Below are 24974 nucleotides of genomic sequence, written 5' to 3'. Positions count from 1 at the left end.
TTGTTACCATGACATTATTTGTTGTTATTAATATTATCGTCATGCTCGGCCTGATGGCGCTCCTTTATATGATGCAAAAAAAACATGTTTCTTTTTCTAAGCGGGTATTTACCGCTCTGGGAATCGGCATTGTTTTTGGATTCGCTTTGCATTTTATATATGGTTCGTCTTCAGAAACGATTACGCAGACATCTGATTGGTTTAATATTGCAGGCGGCGGCTATGTGAAGCTTTTGCAGATGATCGTTATGCCGCTTGTATTCATCTCGATTTTGGGTGCTTTTACAAAGCTTAAACTGACGCACAATATCGGAAAAATCAGCGGATTGATCATCGGCCTCTTGATCGCGACGACAGCTGTCGCTGCTGCGGTGGGAATCGCGTCCGCACTTGCTTTCGACCTGCAGGCTGTCCATGTGGATCAAGGCCAGGCAGAGTCAATGAGAGGGGCGGAACTCGAACAGAAATCGCAGGACATGGAAGCCAAAACACTTCCACAGCAAATTGTCGAGCTTCTTCCGGGGAATCCGTTTTTAGATTTTACGGGAGCAAGACCGACATCAACGATCGCCGTTGTTATTTTTGCGGCTTTCCTTGGAATCGCGTATCTCGGGGTCAATCGAAAACAGCCTGAACAAGCTGAGCTTTTCAAAAAGATGGTTGATGCCGTGTATGCGATCATTATGCGTGTAGTGACGTTGATTCTGAGGCTGACGCCTTACGGTGTATTGGCGATCATGACAAAAACGATTGCAACGAGCGATCTCGACAGCATTGCCAAGCTCGGCAAATTTGTCATCGCTTCATATGTGGCGCTGATCGTCATGTTCATCATTCACCTGCTGCTCATTACATTCAGCGGTTTAAATCCTGTCACATACTTGAAAAAGGCGTTTCCGGTCCTTGTATTCGCGTTTACATCTAGATCAAGCGCAGGCGCTTTGCCGCTGAACATTAAAACGCAGCGCAGCCTCGGTGTTCCCGAAGGCATTGCAAACTTTGCCGGTTCCTTCGGACTGTCCATCGGACAAAACGGATGTGCCGGAATTTACCCTGCAATGCTCGCGATCATGATTGCGCCGACGGTCGGACAAAATCCGCTTGAGCCGTCATTTTTGTTCACGGTTATCGCTGTTGTTGCGATCAGCTCTTTCGGAGTGGCAGGCGTCGGCGGAGGTGCGACATTTGCAGCGCTTCTCGTCCTTTCGGCGTTAAATATGCCCGTAGCGCTTGCTGGACTGCTGATTTCGGTTGAGCCGCTCATCGACATGGGGCGTACGGCTCTTAATGTCAGCGGCAGCATGACGTCAGGACTTGTCACAAGCAAAGCAACAAATGAACTTGAAAAAGACACGTACCAAGACCGTACTAATATCATTGAAGCAGAAGTGTAAAAGAAGAACGGCCCGCACAGCTTGATTGCTCGTGCGGGCCGTTTTTTATGAATAGTTTTGGTCGTTATCGAACATCGTCTGGTTTGCAGTCTGATCGTTCATGACATTAACCGGGGCAGTCATATGGCTTGATTGATGCTGGTCGTTTGCCGTATGGCCTGACTGGCGATGTTCCTGTGACTGTCCTCCGGAATTGAAAGCCTGTTTGATCATGTCAGCCGGATTCATCATCATCTGGTTTCGGCCGTTACCTTGCTGTCGACCTCCCATGCCCTTCGCGAACATGCCTGTCAATCTTTTGCGGATTTCGGGAGAAAAAGCCGCGGTCAATGCAGCTGATCCTAAAACCAATACAGCGGGATGGATGCCTGATCTTCTTCTAAACAAAGGGTCAACCTCCTTTTTACGTATACCATCCCCAGTCCTGATCGGTTTTATTCTTCAAGCTGTGCCGCGAGATATAAGCGGTTACTTTCGAAAAATTCGAAAATTTTATGGTAGGCTTTTATTTTATTTTCTCTTTTAGAAAAACCGTGCCCTTCATTTTCCAAAACAAGATACTCAATATTCCGCCCCATGGCTTTTAACCGATCGACGACCTGATCGGACTCTTCCTTTACGACGCGGGGATCGTTTGCGCCTTGGATGATCAGCATCGGCTGAGTCATATTCTCCAGGTATGTAACAGGAGAATCGGCTTTCAGTTTTTCATAATCCCGCTCAGGGTTGCCGACCCATTTTTCCATCATCGGCTGCCAGAAATCCGGTACGGATTCGACAAACGAAAACAGATTGCTGACTCCGCATATATCGACGACGGCGCGGAAATACTCTGGATGCCTTCCGTGAAGCAATAGCGACATATACCCTCCGTAGCTGCCCCCCATTAAAAAAAGTTTTTCGCGGTCCGCAAGCTTTTGATCGATAAGCCAGTCGATGCCTGCAGTCATATCGAGGCGCGGTCCGTCTCCCCAATCTTGTTCAACCATTTTAAAGAAGGAATAGCCGTAATTCGCTGATCCCCTGAAATTAGGGGCGAATAACTGGTAGCCCATTTTCGCAGCGAGTTGAAAGAGATCATAGAACATAAAGGTTTCTGCATCTTGCGGTCCGCCGTGCGGCCAAATAATCGTCCAGCCGTTCGCTTCTTCCGGGACCGGCTTAAACAGCAGCCCTTCTATTGCGAGACCGTCAAAAGAAGGATATGTCACAACCTCCGGATATGACAGCTCCTGTTCGGAGAAACCCGGAACCGAATGTTTCGTTAATTGCCGCCATTTCGTCTGTCCTTTCGTTAATACATAGAGATTAGCCGGCCTGGTCGGCGTTGAGCCGAGAATGTACAGCGTGCCCGAAGAGGCGCAGTGTATTTTCGAAATGGATGTGCAAGGGCAGTCCACCTGACGGCTTTCTCCTGTTGCTGTGTTGTACTCATACATTACCTCTTTGACGCCTTTTTTTCCAATCAGATAAAGGAAAGTTCCACTCGGATCAGCGTGGATGGCTGTTAAATCAGTTTTGTCAATCGAAAGCACCGGCGCAAAAATACCGGATGAAACGGTGTACAAGGCAAGGTATGAGAACTCGGCTTCGTAGTTTGTCGTGACGAATAACCGATCATCAGATGCAAAGTGGGAAGAATAAACCATATGAGGCAGCGTCTCATCGGGGACGATTCCTGTCGTCACACCTTCAGCGGTATGGATCATGCAGACATTGTGGCTGTTGACATAGTAGACATGGATGCTGACGGCTTTCTCGCCCGGGCTTACATCAGCCAGTATTGAAGTTCCGTCTTTTCCTTCAAAAATAAGCTCTTCTTTTTCAGTGAGACAATCGTATCTGTATGTATTTAAAAATGTCGGATTGTCCTTTGTAGAGGAGTAGTAAACGGCATTTTGGACAGGAATGGGCTCGAAGTGGCGGTCTGTTTGGTTTCCGTTTAATGAATGGAACGACCCGTTTTTTGAAGAAAGCTTGTACAGTCCGCTTTGTTCGTTTCCGTCATGGTCAAAACCGGCATAGAGAATAGAGCCGTCGGGATTGTAGGCGATTCCTTTTGCATCCTGATTCAAGAAGGACAGCTGGTACGGGTATGCATCGGGAAGATCCATCGCCCACAGGTTTGATGTTCCGTTGAGATTTGTATCAAAAACAAGCTGTGTCTCATCGGGATGGACCGCAAAGTCTTTAATTCGCAGCACATACAAAATGCTTTTTGCTTTTTCCATTTCATATACACCTCCGGATTTATTTGGGTATTTTTACATTCAACAAGATCATAACAAAAGTCGCGTATAAAAAATATCCTTTAGACAAATAAATAACACGAAAAAGAAAAAAACTATACGTAAATCATTATAGGAGGTAATTTTAATGTTCAATATGAAAAAAAGCGCGATTGCTGCTTTGCTCCTTCCGCTGCTGTTCACAGCCGGATGCGGCATGGCAAACCAGGGAGCGGATAACAACCGGCGCAACCAGGACAATGCGCTTCAAAATGTAACAAACAGAGATAACGACCGCACGAATGTCAATGACGGCAGAAACGTCAACGACGGCAGAAACGTCAACGACCAAATGAATGTGACAGACAACCGCGATGCCAACCGGGATAATAATAATATGGAAGTGGCGGATAAAGCCGCAGACAAAGTGACGGAACTGAAAGAAGTCAGAAGTGCAAACGTCATTACGACAAACCGTAACGCTTATGTAGCGGTCGTTTTGAAAGGCAATCCGAAAGGCGACGTAACGAATGAGCTGAAAGGGAAAATCTCGAAAAAGGTTAAAGAAGCAGACAATAACATCAACAATGTATTCGTTTCGGCAAATCCTGATTTTGTTGACCGGATGAGAAATTATGGCGACAGAATCCAAAATGGCGAACCAATCGAGGGCATGTTTGAAGAATTCGGTGAAACGATCAACAGAATTTTCCCGAATCAAAGATAATCAAAAGCCGCAATGAGCGGCTTTTTTTGTTGGCTGCTTTCATACAGGCCACTTCCTGAACCTTCCCGCATATTGTGTAGTACAGTGAAGCACATTGCGGATGGAGGGATGACATGTGACGGGAGAGATGAAAGCAGCCTTTATTTTAATTATGGCGGGCACTCTATCCGCTCTGTTATTGGCTGTTTTTGTCGTGTTCAGCCAAGAGAGCCCTGAGGCAGCTGTTCTTTCGGGGAAAAAAGAAAAACTGAAAGAATCGCTGAAAATGCTTAAATATGAAAGTGTCAGCATTTATTACGCTGAAGAAGATAGGACGATTCTGGAGCTGACAAAGGAGACGCTTCGGGATGCAGCTGACATAAATCGGGAACTGTTTGCCAGCCCTCTTCAAGACAGCGTTGATTTGATCTTTTTTTCAAACCGTGATGATATGGAGTCATTTTCAAAATTAAAGGATATCACCGGATTTTACTCAAATGATATGCGGATGATCGGGCTTTTGCCCGAGGAGAAAAAGCATCTGAATAGCGGCGAGGGATTCGCCGTCTTCCTGTACAAACGGGTGCTGATACATGAGTATACCCATTATGCTTTTCACGTCAAGCTGAGAGAACTGAATGCCGACCCGGCAGCTTATCCGCTTTGGTTTCACGAGGGAGTGGCGGAATGGGCTTCTGCGCATGACGCTATAGAAACCCGGACTTTGCCGTCAGCCGTTCCTTTGAGCAAGCTGAAGACCGACCGGCAGTGGCAAAAAGCCCGTACCGGATATGAAACCGATATTTATTTACAAAGTTATTATTTGATTGAAGAGCTCGCTGAGAAAAAAGGAAGTGGTGTCATCCTCGACATTATCGAGGAAACGGCTGAGCGGGGAAGTTTTGAAGACGGATTTAAGGCCGCCGTCGGTCAGTCTTTACCCGGCTTTGAAAAAGAATTCAAACGGAAATATGAAGCGAAAAAAACGGCACGGAAGGAGGAAACCTTCCGTGCCGTTTTCATTATCAATGAATAGGTCTCTGCTGCCCGTTCGGAGGCATTTGCGGCTGACCTTGCACCGGAGCGAATGCTGAAGTCATCTTCTGCATGTCTTGTGGTGCAAGCTGAGGAACTTGATAGTATCCGTGTTTGTTCTGATAAAGGAAAATTTCATAAGCCATTTCGATATAGTGAGGAATCTGGTCTGCGAGAACCCTTCTGCAGACAGGGTTTGTCACTTCTGGAGCCGCCATGGCCAATGCTGAACAATTGGTTTTCATCAAGCCGAGCATAAAGCTGCTGATACAGGCGTCATCAATGGCCTGCACGGATTGCTTCGGCTGTTTCGGCTGGGCATCTTTTAACCCGTAGACAAATTGGCGATCCTCTTTCATCATATATGTTGCCGTTTCCTGGCTCGGCTTTTGCCCCGTTCTGAAACATTCTGTTGTGATGTTGTACTGAGACGAAATAAACCGGTGCTGCCTGTCCAAAATATCGAGCAGCTCCGGATCTTTGACATGCTCTCTGAACATCATATATTGCTCAAGAACGCCGATCATACCGGACAACACTTCATGCATGTCAAACACTTCGTGGCCCCCATGATTCATATGCTGCATTCCTTCATTGCCTTGATTGATTTGCATTTGCGGCTGGTTTTGCTGTTCCACTCTAACGTATCCTCCTTAAATGTAATTCAACTATTATATTTCGTTTTTGCCGTCATGTTTATTCAAAAAAGGAATAATCGATAAACTGGATTTAAAGGGATTTTATTCTAACCGTCGAATAGTTTAGTTCAGAGAAAATATTATGGGGGTCTTGTGTTCAAGACAATATATCATCTCATTGGTCGAAAGTGGAAATGAGGTCATTTTGGCGTCAAACTGAAAAAACTGAGGATCAGGAGAGGAAATTCAGGCCGGTTTTGAGATTCCTCGTACCTTTGTAAACGGAGCACATATCTGCCGGGCGGTGATGAAATGTTCATGCATGCTTCCGGCAGTTAAAGGAATTCGGTGAGTGGATGGATGTCTGATATCCGAAAAAACAAATGAGCCGAAACAGGTCGGATTCAAATAAAGGCTGCCGGAAGAAAGAATAAAAGACGATGTCGGTTTTGTGTTCACGCACTTTGTTTAAATATGGACTGAAAAACAATCGATTTGCAATGCCCGGGTGGATATCGGCATGAAGAACTTTGGCATTTAAAGAAGGTGCCTGCAAACTTTTTATTGCCCCTGCGCGATCTGTAAAGGATTCTCCCTCCGTAAATGATTTCAGCTGCCAATCATCATGAAAATGCAAAAAAGGTGTTTTCCTTTTTGATTTTGCACTTAGAAAAGGAGGAGTTTTGTAATGCTGGGCTCAAGTGAGACGGTTGGAAAAATGTCAGGTTTATTTGGTAATGATTCTGTGTATCCGAAGGTGCAAACAGAAGTATATAAAAAAATCAATGAACTGAGTGGTTTTCATAGGCTGGATGATATTTATCTTTCCTTGATCGACCAGTATATGTTTCCTTGTCTGATCCTGAATGACCGGGGAGAAATTGTCGCGTCCTCAGAAAGCGCCGATCAATATTTGAAAAGTTCAAAAGGCAACATTCATCAAGCTTTTCCCGCGAGCTTATCCGTGCAGGTCAATGCCGCTTTACAGCGGGCAAAGAAAGAGAAAAAAGTGTCGTTTAAAAACGTTCCGATTTATTTAAGCGGAGAACTATCCTTTGTTCATTTGACATTAAAAAGTTTCTTCCGCCAGTATCACAAGCTTTATGTGCTGTTTATCGAAAAAGCAAAAGAAGAGGCAGCCCGCGCGCCGGTATCCGGCGGAGAGGACGGCCAGCTTCATCTCCAGCATCTGTACCGGACGGTAAAAGAGCTCGAAGCGTCCAATGACGCTTTGGTGTCTGCCAATCAAAAGCTTCAAGAGGAAAACAAAAAATTAACGGCGCTAAACAGGGCGTTTGAAAAGAAAGTGAATGAGCTGAACACCCTTAAAAATGATCTGAACAATCTGCTGACCAGCACGAACATCGCCGCCGTTTTTTTGGATCAGGAATTGAAATTGAAATTATTTACGCCAGAAGCCGCCAACATGTTCGACCTGAAAAAAGAGGACCTTTCAAGGCCTGCCGATAAGCTGACAGAGAGGTTCAACTATAAGGAGTATGCCGATGACATAAAGCGCACGCTTTATGAAAACAAGACGGTCGTAAAAGAGTTCGAAATGCCAAACGGCGGCTGGTATACCGTGAAAATGATGCCCTATTATGCTTCGGGGAAAAAGGTTGAAGGCATTGTTGTCACGTTCACGAATGTCACTGAATTGAAAATGACGAACGAGGCGCTGCATATCAGCTCACAGGCTATTGATCAAAGTCCGGCCAACATATTGCTCACTTCGGTCGACGGTTCGGTCACTTATGCAAACAAACGCTTTTGCCGGATGCTCGAAAAACATCCGGATGACCTTATCGGCGGCGATGTATTTGACATTTACCGCAAGCATTTTCACTGTGATGATCTCAATCGCTTCTGGAAGCACGCCCTTGATAAGAAACCATGGTCAGGGGAGCTTAATTACCAGGATGGGGAGCAGCAGGACAGGTGGGAGCAAATCTCCCTTATTCCTGTGGAGGACAGCGCGGGGAACGTGCATCAGGTTATGCTGATATCCGAGGACATTACAAACCAAAAGCGATCTGAAAAAATGCTCATGAAATCGGAAATGCTGTCAGCGGTCGGGCAGCTTGCTGCCGGGATCGCTCATGAAATACGGAATCCCCTCACATCTCTGAAAGGGTTCCTCCAGCTGATGATCCAGTCTAAAAAATATCAAAAAGATTATGCGGAAGTGATGATGTCCGAATTCATCAGGCTTGAAGCGATTATCAACGAATTTCTCGTATTGGCCAAAACAAAATCGACTACATTTGATCCGGTTCAGGTCAACTCGATTGTTGAAGATGTCTGCATGGTATTGGAGTCGCAGGCCGTGCTGAACAATGTGCGGATCGAGAAACAGCTGAGCGGAGATCTCCCTGAGATTCTCGCTGTTTCAAATGAACTGAAACAGGTTTTCCTCAACATATTAAAAAATGCGATCGAGGCGATGGAGGATGCTGAAGGCTTTATTACAATACGTTCCTACTATGAAAAAGACAGCGTATTCATCACCTTTGAAGATCAGGGCAAGGGCATCTCAAAAGATGTGCTTGAAAAGCTTGGGGAGCCATTTTATACAACGAAGGAAAAAGGAACCGGGCTCGGATTAATGGTTACATTTAAAATTATTGAAAATCACGGCGGAAGCATTCATTTTGAAAGCGAGGAAGGAAAAGGAACGACCGTAAAATTGAAGCTTCCGATTAAAGAATGAGAATGCGGTCATCCCTGTTCTCATTCTTTTTTGAAAATTTTACAAAAAAATCATATGTTCTTTATCATCATCAGATAAACTTGACAGGAAGCAAAAAACGGGAGGCGAATATATGGTCAATGTTCTAAAGTGTCGTTTTTTAGCTGGTTTGACGATCACGCTTATGATGATTGCGTCTTTTTTGACGCCGTTTGCGGATGTATCGCGCGCTTCAGAAACGATTACCGTAGAAGAAGCGATTAAGCACAACGAAGGGCATGCAGCCGTTGAAGGGTATGTCGTCGGGCACACTGTGTCGAGCGGCCATTATCGTTTCAGCGGAAATTTCGCCAACGATTATAACATCGCAATCGCTGATAAAAAAGAGGAAACATCACCTGAGAACATACTCCCCGTGCAGATACCCGCATCTTACAGAGACCAGTTCGGTTTAAAGACAAACCCTCATCTCATCGGAAAAAAACTCATCATCGAAGGCGAACGCTCTACATATTTTAATTCCCCCGGTTTGAAATCCGTTCAATCCATCACATTTTCCGGAGGCGATGCACCGCCTGTCCAGCCTGAGATCAAAACGATAGCCGAGGCACGCAAGCTTTTAAATGAAACGGTCAAAATCAAAGGAATTGTCACTGCAGATCAGGCGGCTGTCGGAGGAGGAAAGCTGTCCACATTTATTCAGGACGACACGGCGGGAATCAATATCTATTCCGCTGCACAAGGCGATTTTCCGGAGCTGAAAGAGGGAATGTCTGTCTCGGTCACGGGGAAGATCACGACATACAAAGGATTGACAGAAATCGTTCCCGCACCGTCAGGCATTGAAGTAACCGGAGAAGGAGCGGTACTGCCCGACCCTGTTCCACTGACCATTAAAGATGTGCTCGATCAGGGAACGGCAGCTGAATACGAAGGCCGGCTAGTAAAGATGAAAGGCTTTATTGAAACAAAGCCGGATGCGCCGGCAGGCGGCGGCTATAATATCACGATGATCGATGAAAACTATCATCCGCTCACACTAAGGGTGATGGAACAAACGAATGCCGCCGGTTCGATAGAACAAGGACAATGGTACGAAATTACCGGCGTGTTAAGCCGTTATGATACGGTGCAGCTTCTGCCGAGAAAGCAGGACGATCTTCAGATATTAGACGGCATCGCGCATCCTCCCCCCGCAGCTGAAGGGGAATACGAAAGCGTTGTGGAACGAGTTGTTGACGGGGATACGATTCACTTAAAAGAGCCGGTTCTCGGATCTACAAAAGTCCGCTATGTCAACATAGATACAGCCGAAACTTATCATACGCCGAAAAATGAATTAGATGAAAACCAGCTGAAGCACGGCAACAAGGCGAAGGAATATTTGCAGTCTATATTGGCTCCGGGAGACAAAGTCACTGTGAAGGTGGGCAAGGAAGCAAAAGACAGCTACGGCCGCCTGCTTGCCCAAGTCATCACTGAAGACGGCGTCAATACGAATTTACAGCTTGTCCAAAAGGGGATGGCCGTCACCTATTTCATTTGGCCGGTTGGAAGTGATGAAGACTATCAATTGTTTCAAAGCGCCGTCAAAAAGGCGAAAGATGAGAAAATCGGTATTTGGAATCCCGCTGATCCGCTCCTCGAAATGCCGTTTGAATTTCGTGCCAGGGAGCAGGGCAAAGGGCTGACGCGGCATGTCGGTGACTCTGCGGAAAAAACGTATGTTGCGCCTGAGAAGTGGCGAGAGATTCCGGTGGAAAGACGAATTTTCTTTGCGTCGGCTGAAGAAGCGGAAGCTGCAGGCTATTCGAAAAAAGAGCAAAGCGGCAATATTCCGCTGCGCCTGTTAAGCATGAATGATCTGCACGGAAAGATCGATCAGCAATATGAGCTCGATCTAAACGGCGATGGCCGGACAGATGGAACATTCGGCAGGATGGATTATGCAGCAGCATTGATCAAAGAGAAAAAAGCCGAGCGGGAAAATACGCTGATCGTCCACGCAGGCGATATGATCGGCGGAAGCTCGCCGGTTTCTTCCCTGCTTCAGGACGAACCGACAGTTGAAGTCATGGAGGAAATCGGATTTGATGTAGGAACCGTCGGGAACCACGAGTTTGATGAAGGGACCGAAGAGCTGCTGCGTATGTTGAACGGCGGCGAACACCCTGAAGGGAAAGGGACAAAAGGTTATGACGGACAGGATTTCCCGCTTGTCTGCGCCAATTGCAAGTTGAAAACAAACGGGGAAAGCTTTCTTCCTCCATATGAAATCATTGAAGTTGAAGGAGTGCCTGTCGCTTTTATCGGCGTCGTGACACAGGCGGCCGCCAATATGGTTATGCCCGAAGGAATTCGCTCAATTGAATTTACAGATGAAGCAAAGGCCGTCAACCAGGCTGCAAAAGAACTGAAAGCGAAAGGGGTCCGGGCGATAGCGGTGCTCGCCCATATGACAGCTTCCCAGGACGGCGGAGTTGTGACCGGTGAATCAGCCGAACTTGCTAAAAAAGCAGATCCTGAGATCGATGTCATCTTTGCCGGCCACAATCATGAAGTGGTCAACGGCCAAGTCAATGATATTTTAATCGTTCAAGCATACGAATACGGGAAGGCAATCGGTATCGTCGACCTTGAAATCGATCGGGAAACGAAGGACATCGTTCAAAAGAAAGCGGAAATCGAATATGTGAATCAGGAAAAGCTCAAGCCGGATCCGGCGGTCGGTCAGATATTGGATAAATATGAGCGGATGGTTGCGCCGATCATCAGCGAGAAAGTCGGTGAGGCTGCACACGATATGGCAGGGGGCTATTCAAATGACGGAGACACCCCTCTCGGAAATCTGATTGCTGACGGGATGCGGAGCGCGATGAATTCAGATTTCGCATTAATGAACGGGGGCGGCATCCGTCAAGATTTAAAAAAAGGAACGATTACATGGGGAGACTTGTTCAATATCCAGCCTTTCGGCAATGTACTCGTCCGGCTTGAAATAAAAGGCAGGGATTTATACGATATTATAGACGCGCAAATATCCCCATCATACGGCCCGGATTACTCGATCAGCGGCTTTACCTACACGTGGGACCCGAAAACAAACAAAACCGCGGATATTTTTCTTGAGGACGGAACGCCGATTGATGTAGACCGGACATATACGCTGACCGTAAACAACTTTATGGCATCTGCTTCAGGCAGCAAGTATTTGCCGATTTCCCGGCTTGGAAAAAATCCGGTCACAGGTCCGGAAGATATCGAAGCTACAGTAGAATTTGTCAAAAGCTTTAAAGAACCGATCGCTTATGCTGCCGAAGGACGAATCAAAAAATTAGCAGAAGATGATTCACGTCCGGGAGAAGAACCCGGACGCGGGGCAGATCCTGATGACGAAGAAAAACCGGGAAGCGGAGGCGCTGATCCGAATGACGAAGAAAAACCGGCTGGAGATAAGGGCGATGGAGAAAAGCCCGGCAATGACAGCGGAGAAAAGTCGGTTCATGGCAATACCGGCGATACGTCAAAGAGCGGTGCTGTTCCTGTTGCAGGCGTGACGATCGGTGAAGGGGCGGATGCGCCGGAGGAGAAGATGGACGGTCTGTCAAATGATGCGTTTCTGTCAGATTCGCGTGAAGAGCACAAGCTGCCCGACACGGCGGCTTCTTACGGCGGTTTCCTTTTGTACGGCTTCCTGACGTTTATGTTCGGAGTGATTCTTTATATGCGGAAAAGGGGTATTGCAAAACTATGAAAGTGAAGATGTTATCGTTTCTGCTGATGACGGCGGGGCTTGCCATTTTTGCATATGGCGGCTGGAAAATATTCGATATGAACAGACAGACCGATATTTCTTTAACTGAAGCAAAAGAAGCCATTGCATCGAGTCAATCCGTCCGTTCGGCAAAGCACCCCTCAGCGCCAGCATCGTTTAAGCCCGCCAACGGCGAAGCGGCAGGCATCCTCCATATACCCAGACTGGGCGCTCAGCTTCCCATCGTTGAAGGAACAAGTCCCGATGATTTGGAAAAAGGCGTCGGTCATTATAAAGACAGCTATTATCCAAAACAAAACGGGCAAATTGTTCTTTCAGGGCACAGGGATACGGTTTTTCGCAGAACAGGGGAGCTGGAAATCGGAGATAAGCTGAAAATCGAGCTTCCATACGGAAGCTTCGAATATGAAATCACACACACGAAAATTGTTGATCAAGATGATACATCCATCATCACGCTGCAGCACGAAAAAGAAGAATTGCTGTTAACGACATGCTATCCGTTTTCTTATGTCGGAAATGCGCCTGAGCGCTATATTATGTATGCAAAACCGCTTTAAGGCTGTCCTTAATGGACAGCCTTTTTATGGTTAATCAATCGTGCCGAACAGTCGTCCGATTTCGTCTTTCAAGTCATCCGGCAGCGGTGCTGTGACAGTGACGCGTTCTTTTGTGATCGGATGGGTGACATTGATTTCGATCGCGTGAAGAGCCTGCCTCGGAAAAAGCCCTTCTGAACCGCCGTATAAAGTGTCGCCTGACAAAGGATGACCGATGCTTGCAAGGTGAACACGTATTTGGTGGGTTCGGCCTGTCTCCAGCTGCAGCCTGCATAGTGTAACATCGTGCCGGCTGTCATACCCTAACGATTCAAAATGGGTCACGGCGGGCTGTCCGGAATTGGACACCCTTCTTCTGACGGGATGGTACCTGTCTCTGCCGATCGGCGCCGAAATAGTTCCCGTTTTTTTTCTGAATTTCCCTTCCGCTACAGCTAGATATGTCCGCGCCAGTTCTTTTCTTTGCAGCTGTTCGTCTAAAAGGGCGTGGGCGAGGCGGTGCTTTGCAAAAACGACAGCGCCGCTCGTATCCTTGTCAAGACGGTGGACGTGCCGGACTTTTCGCTCCTCCCCGTTCATTTGAAAATAAAACGCCACAAGGTTGCTCAGCGTGCCGGTCTGGCCAGCTTCATTCGGATGTGTCGCCATTCCCGCCGGCTTATTGACAATGAGCATATGATCATCTTCAAACAGAACGGGAAGTTCTCCGTATTCAGGGACGATACCGCTTTCTTCTTCCTCTCTGAGATCGATCATTACGCTGTCTCCGCACTCAAGCTGAACGTTATGATCCACGGGTTTATGATTCACTTTAATTTTCTCATTTGCGATCCAGTATTGAATGACAGGCTTCGATGCTTTCGCTTCTCTTTTTAAATATGCAAATAAATGTTCGCCGTGATGCCGGCTGCCTGCGCTGAAGATTAAGCCGTGATTTTTTTGGTTCATTTTTACTGCTCCTTTCTGTAAAAAGCGTTGAGCCATTAGGAAACACTTACCTTCACAGCCCATTGTTTATGTATGCTATTCTGTTTGAAGAGATTTGAACAAGGGATGAAGGGTGATCAATTTGCGAATTGTAAAGGCAGCAACTGAAGAACAAGAAATTTATATAGAAGAGCTTGTATCAGAGCTGTATCAAATATTTCCATTGTACTTGAATAAACAAAAAATAAAAGAACTCAAAAAGCAGGGCGTGCTTGAATTGAAAGAGGATGAATACAAAGGAACGCTCGATGAAGCGTTTCAGATTATGACAAGCCTGCAATTGATTCATGCCTTATTAACTAAGGCGAAGCGCCGGTGGGTGCTGAAAGATCGTGATTTGTTCGATAAAAACTGCCGCAAGCTGAATGACTGCGGTCTGTACTTCCCTCTGACATCTGCCGACTTTCATATCGTGAATACCGACAATAAAATGCTGATGTAAAGCCGGGTTTGTCTGAATTGAAAGAGCTTGTTCCGTTTTCGGAAAAGCTCTTCTTTTTATGAAAAGATGATATAAGAAATAAGCGGAAAACACAATGAAATGGTGCCAACTTCCTTTTTAGCATGTGCATGACCTGTACATACTAACAATCGAAAGGGGTGCAGTCTATTGACGACAATCAGCAATGCGATGTCTAGACAAGTGGCAACAATTTCTTCCAATCAAACGGTTCAAGAAGCGGCTGAGTTGATGAGCCGCCATAATATAGGGGCGATCCCGGTCGTGGATCAAGGCGTGTTAAAAGGAATGATCACAGACCGTGATATCACGCTCAGAACGACAGCGGAAGGCCAGGATGGGCAGACACCTGTTTCAAACGTGATGACAACAAATGTTGTGTCAGGGAACCCGAACATGAGCCTTGAAGAAGCATCACAGATGATGGCTCAGAGTCAAATCCGCCGTCTGCCGATCGTCGAAAACAACCATTTAGTCGGGATTTTGGCGCTCGGGGATCTGGCGGTAAACGAAATGTCCAATGAATCTGCCGGACAGGCGCTTACGAACATTTCCACTCCGGCACGGACTCAGTAAGAACGGAAGAGCTTGCCTCTTACAGCAGGCTCTTCTTCATTTATACATACCGGTTTTTAGTGTCTTCTCTTTTCAAGGGGCGGCAAGAAGGATACAATGAATGGTGCAAACAGTCAAAAGGAGTTGGGCTAAAGCGCGATGATTAAAGCAGTGATATTTGATTTTGACGGTCTTATTTTAGATACAGAAACGCACGAATATGAAGTGCTCCAGGAAATTTTTGAAGAGCACGGCTCAGAGCTGCCAATGTCGGTTTGGGGAAATGTCATCGGCACGGCCGCCGGATTCCGGCCGTTCTCTTATTTGGAGGAACAGCTGCAAAAAAAGCTGGACCATGAGCAATTGACGAAATTGAGGCAAGAGCGTTTTACGAAAAGAATGGAAAGCGAAAAAGCGCGTCCCGGTGTGGAAGCTTATTTGTCCGCGGCGAAAGAGCTCGGTTTAAAAATCGGCCTGGCGTCAAGCTCGGATTATAAATGGGTGTCTCAGCATTTGAAACAAATCGGCCTGTACGATGATTTCGAGTGCATCAGAACGGCCGATGATGTTGAGGAAGTCAAACCGAACCCGGAACTCTATTTAAAAGCGGCGGAATGTCTCGGTGTGAAGCCTGAAGAGTGCATTGCGTTCGAAGATTCTGTCAACGGATCAATCGCCGCGAAAAGAGCCGGAATGAAATGTGTCATTGTACCGAATAAAGTAACGAAAAGCCTGCTGTTCGAGCATTATGACCACCGTTTGGAATCAATGGCGGAAATGGAGCTGGAACAGCTGATCGAAAAAATTTCCGACCCATCATAAAGAAGGCAGAGGAGGAATGGGACGTGTCTGAAAAACTGGATCTTTCCCGCTTTGAAAAAAAGATTGTCATCCGCAATATTGAAGAAAAAGATATCGACAGCATCATCGGGCTTCAAGAGCTATGTTTTCCGGGAATGATCCCATGGAAACGGGAACATCTGGAAAGCCATTTGGAACACTTCCCGGAAGGCCAGTTTTGCGCAGAGCTTGACGGAGAAGTGATCGGTTCCTGTTCAAGCCTGTTGATCAACTTTGATGAATATGATGACAGACATACATGGCAGGATATTACAGACGACGGGTATATTACGAATCATAATCCCGACGGCTTAAACATGTACGGGATCGAGGTTATGGTTCATCCTGAATACAGACGGATGAAGATCGGCCACCGTCTCTATGAAGCGCGTAAAGATCTGGCAAGGCGCTTAAATTTAAAGAGCATTATCATCGGCGGCAGGATTCCGAACTATCATAAGTACGCTTCCGAGATGACGCCGAGGGAGTATGTCGAACAAGTCATCCACCACCAGATCTATGATCCGGTCCTTTCGTTTCAACTGTTGAACGGATTTACGATGATGAGGATCAACCCGAACTATCTCCCGGATGACAGAGCATCAAGCAAATATGCGACATTGATGGAGTGGAATAATGTCGACTACTTGCCGCAGACGAAGCGCTATTACAAATCAGCTTTTCCGGTGAGAATCTGTGTGATTCAATATGAGATGAAGCAGATTCATTCCTTCGAGGAGTTTGCCAACCAAGTCGAATACTATGCAGATGTAGCTTCAGACGCGGGAGCGGATTTTGCCGTCTATCCCGAAATCTTTACGACGCAGCTGATGTCGTTTCTTGAAGAGCGCTCACCGAGCCTGGCCGTTCAGCGGATTACCGAATATACAGAAGACTATATCAGCCTGTTCACAGATCTTGCCGTTAAATACAATGTCAACATTATCGGCGGTTCCCACTTCGTTGAAGAAGAAGGGAAGATCTACAATATCGCTTACTTGTTCAGAAGAGACGGAACGATCGAAAAGCAATATAAGCTTCATATTACCCCGAATGAACGAAAATGGTGGGGCATCAGCAGGGGGGACGAAGTGCGCGTCTTTGACACAGACTGCGGCAAAATCGCGATCCAGATCTGCTATGACATCGAGTTCCCGGAACTCGGCAGAATCGCAACCGAAAAAGGGGCCAAGATTATTTTTACCCCTTTCTGCACGGAAGACCGCCAAGGCTACTTGCGAGTCAGATACTGCGCTCAAGCAAGAGCGGTTGAAAATCAGGTGTACACGGTTATTTCCGGTACGGTCGGCAATCTGCCGCAAACCGAAAATATGGATATCCAATATGCGCAATCCGCGATTTTCGCTCCTTCAGATTTTGAATTCGCAAGGGACGGAATCGTCGGCGAATGCAATCCGAACATTGAAATGGTGGTCATCGGCGATGTCGACCTGGAAATTCTCAGAAGGCAGCGGCAGGACGGAACGGTCCGGCAGCTCAAAGACAGACGCCATGACATCTACCGGATTCATTATCAAAAATAGCAGATTCGTGTGCCGGCCGCTTGAGGCCGGCTTTTCATGTTGACTTTTCTCTCTATTTTTCATATATTGTAACTATTAAAAGGAGGTGGAAAAGATGAATCAAACTGGTAAGCGCATGACGGATATGCAAGCTCATCTGTATATTTGTCGCGCGATTTTTTCCGGGGAATGCGTATTACGGGATCAGTCTGCCCTTTTTTACACATTCAATTGGAAAAAATACCAGTGAGAGACATCTGCCCACAATCGGATTTTCTGATGCTGACGGCGGGGTGTAAGCTCTGCCGTCTTTTTTATGCTCAGTGTCTCTTCACGGGATGCGGAGGAAAGATAGATGATAATATGCAGTTTGCAACGTGTCGGGCAAACATACGGAGGACATACGATTTTCAGCGGGCTGTCATGGGACCTGCACCAAGGGGAGCGAATCGGTCTGATCGGACGAAACGGGGAAGGGAAAACGACGTTGTTAAAGCTGATCGGCGGCCAAATGAAACCTGATGAAGGCCTTGTGACTTGGAAAAAAGGATTATCAACGGGGCTCTTGGAGCAAAATCCCGCATGGGACGGCAGGAAAACGGTAAAAGAGCTGCTCTATGACGTTTTTTCATCATTATGGGACACACAGCAGAAGCTTTCCCGGATTGAACGGCAATTGGCGGTTGAAAAGGACGCGGAAAAACTCAGTCTTCTTTTGGAAAAGTACGGGGCTTTGCAAGATGAATTTCAGCGAAAAGGCGGCTACGGCATCAGTGCGCAAATCGAACGGGTGGCGCACGGTTTGAATATTGAGCGGCTACTCGATGCCGAGTGGCGGGAGTTAAGCGGAGGAGAACGGACGAAAGCGGGTCTTGCCAGGCTTCTCTTGGCAGCTCCGGATCTGCTTTTGCTGGATGAACCGACAAACCATTTGGATTTGACAGCGATCGAATGGCTGACATCTTTTTTAAAGCAGTACAAAGGCACAGCAGTCATCGTATCGCATGATCGCTATTTCCTGGATGAAGCGGTCACCTCAATTCTTGAAATCGACCAGGGAGAGCTTCACTTTTCCAAAGGCGGCTATACACATTATGCCGATGAACGGGAAGAGCGCCTCATGAGAGAATTTCATGACTATCAGGATCAGCAGAAGAAAATCAAAAAAATGAAGGAAACGATCAAGCGGCTGAAGGAATGGGCGAATCGCGCCAATCCTCCGAATGACGGCCTGCACCGGCGAGCGAAAAGCATGGAAAAAGCTTTGGAACGCATGGGGAAGGTGAAAAAACCCGTACTGGAACGCAAAAAGATCGATTTAGCTTTCAGCATGGATGAACGAAGCGGAAAAGATGTCGTCAGGCTTGAGGATGTCTGCAAAAGCTTCGGTGAGCGGTTGCTTTTTGACAATCTCAATATGCATGTCCGTTTTCAGGAGCGCGCCGCCATCGTCGGAGAGAACGGCAGCGGCAAAACGACGCTGCTCAACATCATTAGCGGGAAGGAAACGCCGGACAGCGGTGACGTGCAGCTTGGCAGCAATTTATCGGCCGCATATCTGACGCAGCATGTCGGCGAAATGGAGGAAGAGCGCACGGTTTTAGCCGAATTCCGTGAACATGTTTCTGCATCAGAAGGCGAAGCCAGAATGTTGCTTGCAAAGTTTTTGTTTTTCGGCCAATCCGTCTTTCAAAAAGTGAAAAATTTAAGCGGAGGCGAACGGATGCGGCTCCGCTTGGCCCAGCTCGTTCACCAAAACCATAATGTGCTGATCCTCGATGAGCCGACAAACCATTTGGATATCGAATCGAAGGAGATGCTTGAAGAAGCATTAAGCCAATTTCAAGGGACGATTATTGCGGTTTCGCACGACAGATACTTTCTTGACCGGCTTTTCAATGTTACCTGGTGGCTTGACGGCAAGAAACTCGTCAAGTATGAAGGGAACTATACATTCGCAAGAGAGAAACGGCGGCAGGGTTGACACATTTTTATCACATTTGATAGGATATTGCTACAGTTATAGAAGGCAAAAGCAATGGAATGTATGCACGGACTGTATATATTCTCTTTCGATATCTTAATACTGCTTGATTTTGTTGTATGGGTATGCATACAAGTTAGGCAGCATTCAAACGCCTGGTTGACACAGGTTATTTGAGTGCTGCCTTTTTTTATTGTCTTTCTGCCATAACTGTGAGAAAAGAAGAAATCATGGAGGGGTTTAGTATGGCTTTTCGAAAACCGGATGAAATAGCGGATGCGGCAATTGAAGCAGGAATGAAAAAAGTACAGCTCCCGCTGCCGGCTCTGCTTGTATTGGGGTTTTTAGGCGGCGCATTTATCGCGCTTGGGTACTTGCTTGATATCAGGGTAATCGGCGACCTGCCGAAAGAATGGGGAAGCCTGTCCAGCCTGATCGGAGCTGCCGTATTTCCTGTCGGTCTGATACTTGTGGTGCTCGCTGGCGCTGAATTGATCACAGGGAATATGATGTCCGTTGCGATGGCTTTATTTTCAAGAAAAATATCACTGAAACAATTGGCGGTTAACTGGGGAATCGTTACGATGATGAACTTAATCGGCGCACTGTTTGTTGCTTACTTTTTCGGACATTTGGTTGGATTGACTGAAACAGGCCCTTATTTAGAAAAAACGATCGCCGTTGCACAAGGAAAACTGGATATGAGCTTCGGCAAGGTTCTCATTTCCGGCATCGGCTGTAACTGGCTTGTATGTCTTGCGGTATGGCTTTCTTTCGGCGCCCAAGACGGAGCAGGAAAAATCCTTGGCATCTGGTTCCCAATTATGGCTTTTGTGGCCATCGGATTTCAGCACGTTGTCGCCAACATGTTTGTGATTCCCGCAGCCATTTTTGCAGGCTCGTTCACATGGGGGCAGTTTATCGGAAACATCATTCCGGCTTTTATCGGCAATGTCATTGGCGGAGCCGTGTTTGTCGGTCTCATTTATTTTATTGGATACCACAAGAAAGACCGCTCCAGACAAGAAATAAAGCGGGTATCATAAACAAAGGGCAAATCCATCCGATGAAACATACAAATGCCGTCCGTTTTTGGAAAAAGATGATGATGAAATGGGATTAGGCGGGTGTGCTTACAAAGTAAGAAAAAAGCAACGGAGCTGAACGACAATGAGACAGCAACGTCAACCTGAATGTGATACACAAGGAAAAGCTCATGGCTCATTCATCCTGCGGAAGAGTTCGTGTCCTTCCTTAACCAATGCTTATCGCACTCATTAAAATCGGAATAGACGGACATCCGCAACTCCCCGCAGACAGTAGAGGCATCGGTTGTCTTCTTTTGTCTGCGGTTTTTATTTGCCCGCGGAAAGGGGGGGGAGTGATATATGGAAGTTTCATGATGACAGTGAAAAAGGCAGTTACATTTGCCCAAACCAGCAAGACCGAAAAGGCTGCCGGTCATATAAAAATCCTGAAACATGCCGATTGCTTGAGCACTGCCAAGATCAAAGAACCGCCAGAAAGTCATCACCCGGCATATATGGGAGGCCCACAAAATCGTTTGTCTGTTTCAGGGAAAACAGAATGTGAGTGAACAAGTTCCCTCACAGCCGCATCCCAGAACATGAAGAAGATTGCCGCACACCTAGCCAAGCAGGGCCGGGTATACGGGAGCTCTTTTTCTGCAAACGGGCTGGAAACCCCGTTGAAAACAAACGGAATTTTCTATATGATTGATAGTATTAATGAGAACGGTTATACATAAAAAGAAGGTGCATCATGGAGTTTGTGCTTGTTTTACTGCCGGTTTTCGGGATATTTGCGATCGGGTTCATCGGACAAAAGCTGCTTCATTTTGATATTCAGAACCTATCTAAAATGTCCCTGTATTTAATGTCTCCGTTTTTAGCGTTTGATACGTTTTATGAGAACAAGCTGACGATGGATTATATCTATATGTCTGTCTATTGTCTCGGCCTCTGTTTCATTTTGATTCTATTTGTCTACCTCATTTCATATGTTCACGGGTATTCCAATCAGGAGCGATGCGCTCTCGTTTTATCATCCGCTTTCATGAATAACGGAAACTACGGCACTCCCGTCGTCCTGCTTGTCTACGGCACGGCCGGGCTTGATATCGCCGTTGTGCTGATGGTGCTTCAGCAGCTTGTCATGAGCACGATCGGCATATATTATGCAGCGAAAGGAAGCCCTGAAGCGGGCGGATTTAAAATTGTGATGACAAGGGTTATCCGGATGCCGGTCGCATACGGTGCGCTGCTCGGCATATGCTTTCAGCTGGGGCATATTTCGATTCCCGAACAGTTAATGACAGGAATTAAATTGGTAGGGGACGCCGCGATTCCGACGATCATGATTATTCTCGGCATGCAGCTTGCGGTGATCTCCTTTCAACATATCGAATACCGGAAAATTTCCTACTCGCTCTTGCTGAAATTATTCGTGTCTCCGCTCATTGCCTTGGGGTTTGCGCTGATTCTTCCCGTCGACGGACTGGTCAAACAGATCATGGTGTTGGCGGCCGCCATGCCGACGGCGGCGAATACAACTTTGATGGCGGTGCAGTTTGAAACAAAGCCGGAAATCGTTTCAAGCGCGACTTTTATCAGTACAATGCTCAGCATCGTCACCCTACCGGTCGTGCTGTGGCTGCTTTCATTATGGGGCTGACCTGAATCTTTCAGGCGGCCTTTTTTTCCGGCGAAACCAAAAAGGCAGCTTGAAACGGCGGCTGATGACATGGCAAGCCGCCGTTCCCCCCCCCCCAGAGTTTACCCACCTATTTGCAAAGCGATATTTCCAAACTGCTCCCCGTCTTTCATCCGTTTAAAGGCTGCAACCGCTTCTGATAAAGGAAACACTTGATCAAGCACCGGCTTAAGCGAATGGCGTTCGATAAAATCAATCATTTGCCGAAATTCTTCGAGGCTGCCCATCGAAGTGCCGATGATGCTGATTTGCGGGAAAAAGAGCGAGCGCAGCGGAAGCTGGATGCTGTCTCCCGAGCTGGCGCCGAAATTGATGATCCTTCCGTTCGGCTCGATGACATCGAAATAATTCGCAAAAGTTGCCGGGCCGATGCTGTCGAGGATCAAATCAACCCGTTCCCCGCCCAAGCTTTCTTTCCACAGGCCGCGGCTGTCCATTGCGAAGTCGGCTCCATAGCGGAGCGCTTCTTTTCTTTTTTCTTCGCTTCGGGAGGTTACAGTCACCCGCGCCCCCGCGGCCTTTGCCATGAGCAGCGCATTTGTGGCGACGCCTCCGCCGATTCCCGGTATTAAGACGTGTTCGCCTTTTTTCAAATGTCCTTTCGTAAATAACGCCCTGTAAGCAGTCAGAGCGGATAAAGGCAGGACGCCTGCTTCCTCCCAGGAAAGGTGCGCCGGCTTTTTCAACACGTGCTTCGCCGGGACGATGACATGCTCTGCGAAGGTTCCGTCAGATGGGCCGCCGAGAATGTCAGGTACTTGCGGAACAGAATCCGTATATTCCCAGCCGATGCTCGGATTGATGATCACCTCTGTATGAACGGCGAGGCCCTGAACACCTTCGCCTGTCTCTTCGATCGTGCCTGCTCCGTCGGAGCCGGGTATAAACGGGGCATCCCCCGCTTCCCTGGATTGAAAGAGGAACAAGTCACGGTGGTTCAGCCCGGCCGCTTTCAGTCTGATTTTGACTTCACCCGGACCGGGCGTTTTGTCGGAAACATCTGTATATTTCAGCCCTGAAAGGCCCTTGATTCCTTCATGGATGATCGCTTTCATAAAAAATTCCCTCCATTCGAGTTGGTTGTGTTAAATTATGGACATGAATGAAGGTAAATGTAAAATGATTTGCCCGGGGACCGCGAGCGGCTTCTGTTTATAAAGGATTGCAATGAGGCGGAAATTCCATTAGTGTAATACAGAAGCAAGATAGCAAGTGAAGGAGATGGAACATGAGTTTTCACGATCAAAAAATTTTACCTGCGGTACGCAATATGAAGCAGTTTGATACATTCCTGGACAGCCCATTTTCATACGGGGTTCTGCTTGACATCCACCTTGGACAGCTGGGGGGTGTCATCAGCGCGGCCAGATCCCATGGGAAAAAAATGTTTGTGCACGTCGATTTGATCCAAGGAATTAAGCATGATGAATACGGTGCGGAATTCATTTGCCAGGAAATGAAGCCGGCGGGGATTCTTTCTACAAGATCAAGCGTTATTGCCAAAGCAAAGCAGAAGAAAGTGTATGCGATCCAGCGCATGTTTTTAATCGACACAAGCGCCATGAAGAAGAGTATTGAATTGGTGAAAAAGCACAGACCCGACTATATAGAAGTGCTTCCCGGAGTGGTGCCGGAACTGATCAAGGAAGTCAAAGAAAAAACCGGCATTCCGATCTTTGCGGGCGGGTTTATCCGTACTGAAAAAGACGTCGAGCAGGCGCTTGCAGCAGGGGCTTCCGCAGTCACCACCTCAGACACTGATTTATGGAAAAAATACTGGAAGTAAAAATTTAAAATGTGAAAAATTATTGACAACGCTTTCACTATACGATACGATTTTACTAAGTTAATACATTGTGACGGAGACCCGGAGACCACAGCAGTTCTTTACTCAATGATGTAAAGAAAGTTTGCTGTGTTTTTTTATGGTCTTATAGACACAGTGGAAAAGGTGAGCCTATGGTGTTCATCTTTAAAATAACACTTCATAATAGATTTTAGGAGGGATAGCCTTGACAGCATTTTGGGGGGAAGTTATCGGAACGATGCTGCTCATCGTCTTTGGAGCCGGAGTTTGTGCAGGAGTTAATTTGAAAAAATCGCTGTCCCATCAATCCGGATGGATTGTGATCGTCTTCGGCTGGGGGCTTGGCGTGGCCATGGCGGTATATGCCGTCGGCGGCATCAGCGGAGCGCATTTAAATCCCGCCGTTACATTGGGGCTGGCATTTGTCGGAGATTTTCCTTGGAAAGAAGTGCCTTCCTATATTTTGGGACAGATGATCGGCGCATTTTTAGGAGCGGTGCTCGTTTTTCTTCACTACTTGCCGCACTGGAAAGAAACCGAGGATCAAGGCGCGAAACTGGGAGTATTTTCGACAGGTCCGGCGATTCCAAATACATTTGCAAACCTGTTCAGTGAAACATTGGGGACTTTTGTTCTCGTTCTCGGACTTTTAGCGATCGGTGCAAACAAGTTTACTGACGGACTGAATCCGCTTGTTGTCGGATTTCTGATCGTGGCGATCGGGATCTCGCTCGGCGGAACAACAGGCTATGCGATTAATCCTGCCCGCGATCTGGGGCCGAGAATTGCCCACTTTGTCCTTCCGATTGCAGGCAAAGGGAGTTCAAATTGGAAGTACGCGTGGATTCCTGTTTTAGGACCGGCGCTCGGCGGTTCATTTGCAGGTGTTTTTTACAACGCCGCATTCAAAGGGCACATCACCAACACATTTTGGATTGTAAGCGTTATATTAGTTGTGATATTGTTAGGTTTCTATATTCATATGAAAAAACAGTCGGTTGATCAATCGGTCAACATTTAAAAAAAACGCAATCTTAACAGACATATAAGGGGGAGTTTT

General features: G+C 46.9%; 22 protein-coding genes. 16 read left to right on the top strand and 6 right to left on the bottom strand.

Annotation, left to right across the window (positions count from 1 at the left end):
- Positions 1-8: 8 nt before the first annotated feature.
- Positions 9-1394, top strand: a complete 1386-nt coding sequence (locus ACH97_RS11260; protein WP_020450687.1) for an L-cystine transporter — start codon at positions 9-11, stop codon at positions 1392-1394.
- Positions 1395-1439: 45 nt separating this feature from the next.
- On the opposite strand, the gene ACH97_RS11255 is transcribed toward ACH97_RS11260, so the two are convergent.
- Together ACH97_RS11255 and ACH97_RS11250 are read right to left on the bottom strand one after the other, a co-directional pair.
- On the bottom strand, positions 1440-1781 hold the full coding sequence (locus ACH97_RS11255; protein WP_020450688.1) for a hypothetical protein: 342 nt from the start codon (positions 1779-1781) through the stop codon (positions 1440-1442).
- 47 nt (positions 1782-1828) lie between these two features.
- Entirely contained in the window at positions 1829-3625 is a 1797-nt protein-coding gene (locus ACH97_RS11250) for a S9 family peptidase (protein ID WP_020450689.1), read from the bottom strand.
- Positions 3626-3770: 145 nt separating this feature from the next.
- Here ACH97_RS11250 and ACH97_RS11245 point away from each other — a divergent pair, with 145 nt between their 5' ends.
- On the top strand, positions 3771-4349 hold the full coding sequence (locus ACH97_RS11245) for a YhcN/YlaJ family sporulation lipoprotein (protein WP_020450690.1): 579 nt from the start codon (positions 3771-3773) through the stop codon (positions 4347-4349).
- Between the two features lie 115 nt (positions 4350-4464).
- Positions 4465-5364 carry a hypothetical protein gene (locus ACH97_RS11240; protein ID WP_230459164.1) on the top strand — a complete coding sequence of 300 codons (900 nt, stop codon included), beginning with the start codon at positions 4465-4467 and terminating at the stop codon, positions 5362-5364.
- Here the strand turns inward: ACH97_RS11240 and ACH97_RS11235 are convergent.
- On the bottom strand, positions 5354-6001 hold the full coding sequence (locus ACH97_RS11235) for a spore coat protein (protein ID WP_020450692.1): 648 nt from the start codon (positions 5999-6001) through the stop codon (positions 5354-5356). The genes ACH97_RS11240 and ACH97_RS11235 overlap by 11 nt on opposite strands.
- 316 nt (positions 6002-6317) lie before the next feature.
- Positions 6318-6638: a hypothetical protein gene (locus ACH97_RS11230; protein WP_048350325.1), complete on the bottom strand. Its 321-nt coding sequence runs from the start codon at positions 6636-6638 to the stop codon at positions 6318-6320.
- Positions 6639-6689: 51 nt separating this feature from the next.
- On the opposite strand from ACH97_RS11230, the gene ACH97_RS11225 reads away from it, so the two are divergent.
- The 3 genes from ACH97_RS11225 (at position 6690) to ACH97_RS11215 (ending at position 13025) form a co-directional block, all read left to right on the top strand.
- Positions 6690-8711, top strand: a complete 2022-nt coding sequence (locus ACH97_RS11225; protein ID WP_048350326.1) for an ATP-binding protein — start codon at positions 6690-6692, stop codon at positions 8709-8711.
- A gap of 112 nt (positions 8712-8823) precedes the next feature.
- Positions 8824-12444 carry a DUF6359 domain-containing protein gene (locus ACH97_RS11220; protein WP_048350327.1) on the top strand — a complete coding sequence of 1207 codons (3621 nt, stop codon included), beginning with the start codon at positions 8824-8826 and terminating at the stop codon, positions 12442-12444.
- Complete coding sequence (locus ACH97_RS11215) at positions 12441-13025, top strand: class D sortase (RefSeq protein ID WP_020450696.1); 585 nt, start codon at positions 12441-12443, stop codon at positions 13023-13025. The genes ACH97_RS11220 and ACH97_RS11215 overlap by 4 nt, the downstream gene beginning before the upstream one ends.
- A gap of 30 nt (positions 13026-13055) precedes the next feature.
- Here the strand turns inward: ACH97_RS11215 and ACH97_RS11210 are convergent, their stop codons facing one another.
- Entirely contained in the window at positions 13056-13973 is a 918-nt protein-coding gene (locus tag ACH97_RS11210; RefSeq protein WP_020450697.1) for an RluA family pseudouridine synthase, read from the bottom strand.
- Between the two features lie 112 nt (positions 13974-14085).
- Between ACH97_RS11210 and ACH97_RS11205 the strand changes: the two genes are divergently transcribed.
- The 8 genes from ACH97_RS11205 to ACH97_RS11170 all read left to right on the top strand — a co-directional run bounded on the left by ACH97_RS11205 (position 14086) and on the right by ACH97_RS11170 (position 22068).
- The gene (locus tag ACH97_RS11205) at positions 14086-14454 is read left to right on the top strand and encodes a YhcU family protein (protein ID WP_020450698.1); all 369 of its coding nucleotides are present in this window, start codon (positions 14086-14088) and stop codon (positions 14452-14454) included.
- Between the two features lie 189 nt (positions 14455-14643).
- The gene (locus tag ACH97_RS11200) at positions 14644-15048 is read left to right on the top strand and encodes a CBS domain-containing protein (protein ID WP_373368040.1); all 405 of its coding nucleotides are present in this window, start codon (positions 14644-14646) and stop codon (positions 15046-15048) included.
- Between the two features lie 138 nt (positions 15049-15186).
- Positions 15187-15849 (top strand): HAD family hydrolase, encoded by a 663-nt coding sequence (locus ACH97_RS11195; protein WP_020450700.1) that lies wholly within the window; start codon positions 15187-15189, stop codon positions 15847-15849.
- A 23-nt stretch (positions 15850-15872) separates the two neighbouring features.
- On the top strand, positions 15873-17411 hold the full coding sequence (locus ACH97_RS11190) for a bifunctional GNAT family N-acetyltransferase/carbon-nitrogen hydrolase family protein (RefSeq protein WP_020450701.1): 1539 nt from the start codon (positions 15873-15875) through the stop codon (positions 17409-17411).
- Positions 17412-17745: 334 nt separating this feature from the next.
- Positions 17746-19374: a ribosomal protection-like ABC-F family protein gene (gene abc-f, locus ACH97_RS11185; protein WP_020450702.1), complete on the top strand. Its 1629-nt coding sequence runs from the start codon at positions 17746-17748 to the stop codon at positions 19372-19374.
- A gap of 245 nt (positions 19375-19619) precedes the next feature.
- A complete protein-coding gene (locus ACH97_RS11180) occupies positions 19620-20420 on the top strand; it encodes a formate/nitrite transporter family protein (protein WP_020450704.1) in 801 nt (266 codons plus the stop codon).
- A gap of 353 nt (positions 20421-20773) precedes the next feature.
- A complete protein-coding gene (locus ACH97_RS11175) occupies positions 20774-20971 on the top strand; it encodes a hypothetical protein (RefSeq protein ID WP_048350328.1) in 198 nt (65 codons plus the stop codon).
- Between the two features lie 185 nt (positions 20972-21156).
- Complete coding sequence (locus ACH97_RS11170) at positions 21157-22068, top strand: AEC family transporter (RefSeq protein ID WP_020450706.1); 912 nt, start codon at positions 21157-21159, stop codon at positions 22066-22068.
- A gap of 101 nt (positions 22069-22169) precedes the next feature.
- Here the strand turns inward: ACH97_RS11170 and ACH97_RS11165 are convergent, their stop codons facing one another.
- Positions 22170-23162: a quinone oxidoreductase family protein gene (locus ACH97_RS11165; RefSeq protein ID WP_020450707.1), complete on the bottom strand. Its 993-nt coding sequence runs from the start codon at positions 23160-23162 to the stop codon at positions 22170-22172.
- 173 nt (positions 23163-23335) lie between these two features.
- Here ACH97_RS11165 and ACH97_RS11160 point away from each other — a divergent pair, with 173 nt between their 5' ends.
- On the top strand, positions 23336-23893 hold the full coding sequence (locus tag ACH97_RS11160) for a glycerol-3-phosphate responsive antiterminator (protein ID WP_020450708.1): 558 nt from the start codon (positions 23336-23338) through the stop codon (positions 23891-23893).
- Positions 23894-24119: 226 nt separating this feature from the next.
- On the top strand, positions 24120-24935 hold the full coding sequence (locus tag ACH97_RS11155; protein WP_023856503.1) for an MIP/aquaporin family protein: 816 nt from the start codon (positions 24120-24122) through the stop codon (positions 24933-24935).
- The last annotated feature ends 39 nt before the right edge of the window (positions 24936-24974 follow it).

Source organism: Bacillus paralicheniformis (assembly GCF_001042485.2).
GTDB lineage: Bacteria > Bacillota > Bacilli > Bacillales > Bacillaceae > Bacillus > Bacillus paralicheniformis.
Note: the sequence above shows the minus strand (reverse complement) of the source record. Positions and strands in the feature narration are given on the sequence as shown.

What these genes read in the sequence shown, in the direction of transcription:
- abc-f (WP_020450702.1), top strand. Translation starts at nt 17,746, where the DNA reads ATGATAATATGCAGTTTGCAACGTGTCGGGCAAACATACGGAGGACAT.
- ACH97_RS11175 (WP_048350328.1), top strand. Translation starts at nt 20,774, where the DNA reads ATGATGACAGTGAAAAAGGCAGTTACATTTGCCCAAACCAGCAAGACC.
- ACH97_RS11210 (WP_020450697.1), bottom strand. Translation starts at nt 13,973, where the DNA reads ATGAACCAAAAAAATCACGGCTTAATCTTCAGCGCAGGCAGCCGGCAT.
- ACH97_RS11225 (WP_048350326.1), top strand. Translation starts at nt 6,690, where the DNA reads ATGCTGGGCTCAAGTGAGACGGTTGGAAAAATGTCAGGTTTATTTGGT.
- ACH97_RS11220 (WP_048350327.1), top strand. Translation starts at nt 8,824, where the DNA reads ATGGTCAATGTTCTAAAGTGTCGTTTTTTAGCTGGTTTGACGATCACG.
- ACH97_RS11200 (WP_373368040.1), top strand. Translation starts at nt 14,644, where the DNA reads ATGTCTAGACAAGTGGCAACAATTTCTTCCAATCAAACGGTTCAAGAA.
- ACH97_RS11215 (WP_020450696.1), top strand. Translation starts at nt 12,441, where the DNA reads ATGAAAGTGAAGATGTTATCGTTTCTGCTGATGACGGCGGGGCTTGCC.
- ACH97_RS11180 (WP_020450704.1), top strand. Translation starts at nt 19,620, where the DNA reads ATGGCTTTTCGAAAACCGGATGAAATAGCGGATGCGGCAATTGAAGCA.
- ACH97_RS11165 (WP_020450707.1), bottom strand. Translation starts at nt 23,162, where the DNA reads ATGAAAGCGATCATCCATGAAGGAATCAAGGGCCTTTCAGGGCTGAAA.
- ACH97_RS11170 (WP_020450706.1), top strand. Translation starts at nt 21,157, where the DNA reads ATGGAGTTTGTGCTTGTTTTACTGCCGGTTTTCGGGATATTTGCGATC.
- ACH97_RS11260 (WP_020450687.1), top strand. Translation starts at nt 9, where the DNA reads ATGACATTATTTGTTGTTATTAATATTATCGTCATGCTCGGCCTGATG.
- ACH97_RS11245 (WP_020450690.1), top strand. Translation starts at nt 3,771, where the DNA reads ATGTTCAATATGAAAAAAAGCGCGATTGCTGCTTTGCTCCTTCCGCTG.
- ACH97_RS11195 (WP_020450700.1), top strand. Translation starts at nt 15,187, where the DNA reads ATGATTAAAGCAGTGATATTTGATTTTGACGGTCTTATTTTAGATACA.
- ACH97_RS11160 (WP_020450708.1), top strand. Translation starts at nt 23,336, where the DNA reads ATGAGTTTTCACGATCAAAAAATTTTACCTGCGGTACGCAATATGAAG.
- ACH97_RS11250 (WP_020450689.1), bottom strand. Translation starts at nt 3,625, where the DNA reads ATGGAAAAAGCAAAAAGCATTTTGTATGTGCTGCGAATTAAAGACTTT.